Origin of the sequence: Neorhizobium sp. T6_25, assembly GCF_002968555.1 — a bacterium.
Lineage (GTDB): Bacteria > Pseudomonadota > Alphaproteobacteria > Rhizobiales > Rhizobiaceae > Neorhizobium.
In genome coordinates this window covers 1-5,140 of sequence record NZ_PVBL01000056.1, presented here as the reverse complement: position 1 = coordinate 5,140, position 5,140 = coordinate 1, and the positions used below count along the sequence as shown (strand labels likewise).

The window sequence follows — 5,140 nt, the reverse complement described above, 5'->3', positions numbered from 1 at the left end:
AACCTTCGGTTTTGCGCACCGGTATTTTGCCCCAGGCAAAAACCTTATAACGCGGGGTGGAGCAGCCCGGTAGCTCGTCAGGCTCATAACCTGAAGGCCGCAGGTTCAAATCCTGCCCCCGCAACCAAATCCCTAAACTCCCGAAGCAATCGCTCCGGGAGTTTTTTGTTGCTGAAGCCCCGGTCCCGAGATCACACCGCTCCCAACCAAACCCTCGTCCGCCACAAGGACGGCCTGGAAGCAGGCCATAGTCGGCGTGGCGAGAAGACGCACTCGCGCGTCGTTTTCCTTCCCTGTCCCCGGTCTATTGATTCTGTGCCGGAGGCTGCTTGTCGGTCCAGGAGGGCGGCATCCCGACCTGAGAGACTGCAAAGTCCACCAGACCGGGCGACCGGCCGAATCGCTCGCAGGCAGCGAATTTCGGCTTTCCACCAAGTCCGGACTTGATCCTCTGCCCCGAAGGGATTTTGGGGAGGCCCTTGAAGGGCGTCTTGCCGCTGACGAGCATCCGGGAAAAATCACTGCCGAAGCTCGCCGCAAGCGAATAGGCGTCCCCGATCTGCGAAACGGGCGCACTGGTAGTTACCAAGTTCGCTCCTTTTGCCTATACCATCGCACCGACTTGCTTGCCGTCCCTGGTGGTTGCCTCCGCCTCCACGGCAAGACCTCAAGTCCGAGGGGCCTGTTCTTTCGCAGACGAAGCTTGGTTGCTTCGATGCGGTGCGGTCTCCACCGGCGGCAATTGTAGTGTCACCCGCAGACCATGCGGCGATATGTTTTCAAGTAGCAGCGAGCCGCCGTGGCCCTTTGCGATTTCATCCGCAATCGAAAGCCCCAGCCCAAAACCGCTGCTGGAATTGAGTGACCGGGCCTCGTCAACCTTGAAGAAGGGCTCCAGGACCTTGTCCTCCAGCCCTTCTTCAAGGCCTGGCCCGTTGTCGCTCACAATTATTACCGCTCCACCCTGCGGGCTATTGCGCAATTCGACAGCTACCTTCGTGCCGAACCTTACCGCGTTCTCCACGATATTGGTGATAGCGCGTATGAGAGCCTTTTGTTGACACACGTATCCAAACCGCTCAGGTCCGCAGTAAATTACGTCATGCCCGAGGTCACAAAATTCCGACGCGATAGTCCGCAAAAGGCTGGAAATATCAACCTTTCGAAGCGGTTCGGCTGTAGCGGTGCTGCTTAAATACTGAAGGCTTTCCTCAATCATGGTGGTAAGGTTGTCAATATCCGCCAGCATCGCTTCCCTGGACGCGGGGTCCTTCGAACGCTCCACGCGCATACGCAGTCGTGTCAGAGGCGTCCTGAGATCGTGGCTCACAGCCGTCAGCATCCGTGTGCGATCATCGACCATTTTACGGATGCGGTGACGCATGTTGTTGAGCGCCGTTGCAAGTGTGCGAAGTTCCCTGCCGCCTTCGGCGGTGAATTGCTCTCCTTCGTTACCGTCGAGGCGCAGTCTCTTTGCCGCGTCGGCAAAGCGGACGAGAGGCGACGTGATCATGCGGCTTATATAGAGCACCAGAAGGAGCATCGGCAGCATCAGGATGACGGCTTTGGCGATGAACTCGGCGACTGTGCTGAAAGACGAGGGGAAAACATCGGCACCGGTGAACCCGATAACGAGAGCACGGTGCGCGTCAAGGCGCACCGCAACCGCACTGTGTCCCCCGCCGTCCGAACTGTCTTTAAGAACCACCACCTCAAAATCGGCAGGCAATACGTCCTGAAGCGCGCCCGAGATCAAGGGATCATCCGTTTGACGCGCCAATTCGCTACGGACGTCGCTCCATGGCAGAACCTTCAATTCGAGACTGCTGGAGGCGCTTGCCCTCACCAGATGCTCGATTTCGACGTCATTTCTGGCGCCTCTGACCTGATGCACAAGCAACTCGATTTGAGCGCCTTTGCCCATAAGCATTTTTTCATTCTGGAAAATGAATGGCTCAGGGAGGACAGCGATAAGACAAATAACGAGCAGCGGAACAATAGATGCGAACACCATGAATTGGGTTCGTATGGATGCCCTGCGCAAGCGGCCAATCATGGTGCTATCGCAACCTCCGGAGTGAAAACATATCCGCCAAGGCGCACAGTTTTGATGAATGTCGGCTCCTTGTAATTCGGTTCGATTTTCTGCCGGACACGACTGACGTGTACATCGATGCTGCGTTCGACAGGTCCTGCAGAGCCTGCGTGGGTACGGGCCAGTATTTCATGGCGGTTCATTACCTGTCGGGGGTTCTGGCAAAACACCAGCAGCACATCAAATTCCGCCGTTGTGAGCGACACATGGAAACCGTCGCGGTCGGTCAATTCTCGCGTGACCGGGTCGATCCGCCAGCCCGCAAACGTCATGGGTGCCTGTTGTGGCTTGACCTGCGCTGAATACGACGACCGCCGCAGAAGCGCCTTTATTCTCGCCAGAAGTTCCCTGGATTTGAACGGTTTCGTGACGTAGTCATCGGCGCCCAGTTCCAGTCCGACAACCCTGTCTATCTCTTTCGTTCGCGCCGTCAGCATGAGGATGGGTATTGTGTCAGACGACCTGATTCTCCTGCATATGCTGAAACCGTCCTCACCCGGCAGCATTCCATCCAGCACTATAAGGTCGAATTCCTTCTTCTTCAGTACACTGTCCATTTCAACCGCAGATCCGACCGCCTCTGCGGCATAACCCGCCTCCTTGATCAGATCGATCAGCATGCTGGCGATATCCCGATCATCCTCGACGACCAGGATTCGGGCTGATGCTTGTGCAAGAACATTGGACGCGACGTTATTCATAGGCTTGGCCATTCGTGGCGGAATCCCGATCATCAGTTAGCCCGTTTCGCAGCATGGTTGTCAGCAACAATTATGTTTAATTTTGTTTCGCGGTTTCGCCACGGACCCTGAGTCGATGGGTTCGTCAGCACTGCCGGCCAGCCTCAATCTTCGGCTCATGGAGCATGGCCTCGCGGCTGTCGTCCTTCCCGAAGCTTGGCTTTAGAAGCAGCAGGAAATCGTCGACGAAGGTGAAGATCACGGGGATAACGACGAGGCTTAGGACGGTGGAAGTCATCAGGCCGCCGATCACGACGATCGCCATCGGTTGACGGAAGCTTGCATCGCCGCCGCTGAGGCTCATGGCCACGGGAAGCATGCCGCCGCCCATGGCGATCGTCGTCATGACGATCGGGCGGGCGCGCTTGTGGCAGGCATCGACCAGGGCGTCGAAGCGCGAAAGACCTGCGCGTCGCGACACGATCGCATATTCGACCAGCAGGATCGAATTCTTCGTGACCACGCCCATCAGCATGAGCAGGCCGATCAACACGGGCATGGAGAAGCTCGTTCCGGTCAGCACCAGCGGCAGCAGCGCGCCGCCAAGCGACAGCGGCAGCGCCATGAGGATCGTCAGCGGCTGGAGGAAATCATGGAAGAGCAATACCAGAACCGCATAGATGCAGAACACGCCTATCCCCATGGCGATGGCGAAGTTGTCGAAGAGTTCCGAGCTGCGCTCCAGTTCGCCCTGTTCGACGAGCCTGACGTTGTCCGGAAGGTTTTGGAGGGCGGGCAACGCCTGCGCTTCGCGATAGACGTCACCGAGGACACGGCCGTTGAGTTCGACCGACAGCGTAACGTTTCGCGAGCGGTCGATGCGGCTGATCTCGGACGGACTGCCCCCGATGCGGATGTCGGCGACCGAACCGAGATCGACGCTGCCCCTGGCGCCGGCAACGCGGAGATTTGCAATGTCGTCAAGCGTCGTTCGGTTGCGGGGATCGAACCGGACGCGGATGGGAAGCTGGCGCTGGGGCAGGTTGAGCTTGGCGAGCGAGGAGGAATAATCCCCGCTCGTGGCGACGCGAACCGCTTCGGAAATCGCTTCTGCCGTGACGCCGAGGGCGGCGGCGCGATTGAGGTCCGGGACGATCTGGACTTCCGGGGCCTGCAGGGAGGCGCTGGAGGTCACTGCGCCGACGCCTTGAAGGCCTCGCAGCTGTTCTTCGAGTGCTCCCGCCGCCCGGTCGAGCGCCCCGGAATCGTCGCTGGCGAGCGTTATTTCCAGCGTCGTACCGTTGCCGCCCGTACCCACTTCGATCCTGACGCCCGAGAGAACCGCGAGCGCCTGCCGGATGTCGTTTTCGATCTCGGCCTGCTTGCGGCTGCGTTCGCCGATCTTCTTCAAATCGGCGACAAGCGAGGCGGTTGCCGTATCGGCGGTCGTCGAAGAATCGATCATGTCATCCGACGAGGCGCTTCCAACGGCGGTAAACACCCGCGTGACGTCCGGCAGACTGGAAACGATACCTGCCGCCCGCCGCGTCATGGCGTCCGTTTGTTCAATCGGGCTGCCGGGTTGGAGCGTCAGCGTGACCTTCGTCTGCGAATCGTCCGATGCGGGCAGGAAGCCGGCGCTGAGCATGGTAATCGTCGAGAGCGAGAGCCCGAGGAATATGCAGACGCCGAGGACCGTCAGCTTGCGATGGTAGAGGCAGGTTTTGACGACGGCCATGTAGGCGCGCATGATCGCGCCGTCCCTCTGCTCGATGGGACGCGCCTTCATCAGATAAGCGGCCATCATCGGCGTCAGCAGGCGTGCGACGACCAGTGAGGCGAGAACCGCCACCGCCGCCGTTATGCCGAACTGGCGGAAGATCAGGCCGGGAATGCCGCTCATGAAAGCAGTCGGCAGGAAGACCGCGACGAGCGTCAAGGTCGTTGCGACGACGGCAAGGCCGATTTCATCGGCGGCCTCGAGCGCCGCCCCCTTCGGGGTTTTTCCCATTTGCAGGTGGCGCGCGATGTTCTCGATCTCGACGATCGCGTCATCGATGAGGATGCCGACCACGAGCGAGAGGGCGAGCAGCGTCACCGTATTGAGGCTGAAATCCGCCAGATACATTACGAGAAAAGTCGGGACGACCGAGAGCGGCAGCGCCACCGCCGAAAGCAGGGTCGCCCGCCAGTCGCGCAGGAAGAGCCAAACTACGATGACGGCCAGGATTGCACCTTTGACCTGCCACTGAGAATTTCCTCCAGAATGGATTAGAGTCCGGCCCATTAAAGGACGGACGAATGAAGAAGCAGCGATTTACGGAAGAGCAGATTATCGGTGTGCTGAAGGAGCAGGAGGCTGGCG

At 59.2% G+C, this 5,140-nt stretch carries 3 protein-coding genes, 1 tRNA gene and 1 pseudogene; 1 reads left to right on the top strand and 4 read right to left on the bottom strand.

Annotated features, from left to right (window positions below; genetic code table 11):
* Positions 1-50: 50 nt before the first annotated feature.
* Positions 51-127 (top strand) — tRNA-Met (locus tag C5L10_RS33260).
* 177 nt (positions 128-304) lie between these two features.
* Here C5L10_RS33260 and C5L10_RS33255 read toward each other — a convergent pair.
* The 4 genes and pseudogenes from C5L10_RS33255 to C5L10_RS33240 form a co-directional block, all read right to left on the bottom strand.
* Positions 305-589, bottom strand: a complete 285-nt coding sequence (locus tag C5L10_RS33255) for a hypothetical protein (protein ID WP_245448381.1) — start codon at positions 587-589, stop codon at positions 305-307.
* Between the two features lie 78 nt (positions 590-667).
* Positions 668-2,014: a HAMP domain-containing sensor histidine kinase gene (locus tag C5L10_RS33250; RefSeq protein ID WP_245448380.1), complete on the bottom strand. Its 1,347-nt coding sequence runs from the start codon at positions 2,012-2,014 to the stop codon at positions 668-670.
* 38 nt (positions 2,015-2,052) lie between these two features.
* Positions 2,053-2,808, bottom strand: a complete 756-nt coding sequence (locus tag C5L10_RS33245) for a response regulator (protein ID WP_105433197.1) — start codon at positions 2,806-2,808, stop codon at positions 2,053-2,055.
* Between the two features lie 112 nt (positions 2,809-2,920).
* A pseudogene (locus C5L10_RS33240) lies at positions 2,921-5,014 on the bottom strand (efflux RND transporter permease subunit); the annotation flags it as partial.
* Between the last annotated feature and the right edge of the window lie 126 nt (positions 5,015-5,140).

Excerpts from the sequence above, each read along its gene's own strand:
- C5L10_RS33250 (WP_245448380.1), bottom strand. The coding sequence starts at position 2,014 with ATGGTGTTCGCATCTATTGTTCCGCTGCTCGTTATTTGTCTTATCGCT.
- C5L10_RS33245 (WP_105433197.1), bottom strand. The coding sequence starts at position 2,808 with ATGGCCAAGCCTATGAATAACGTCGCGTCCAATGTTCTTGCACAAGCA.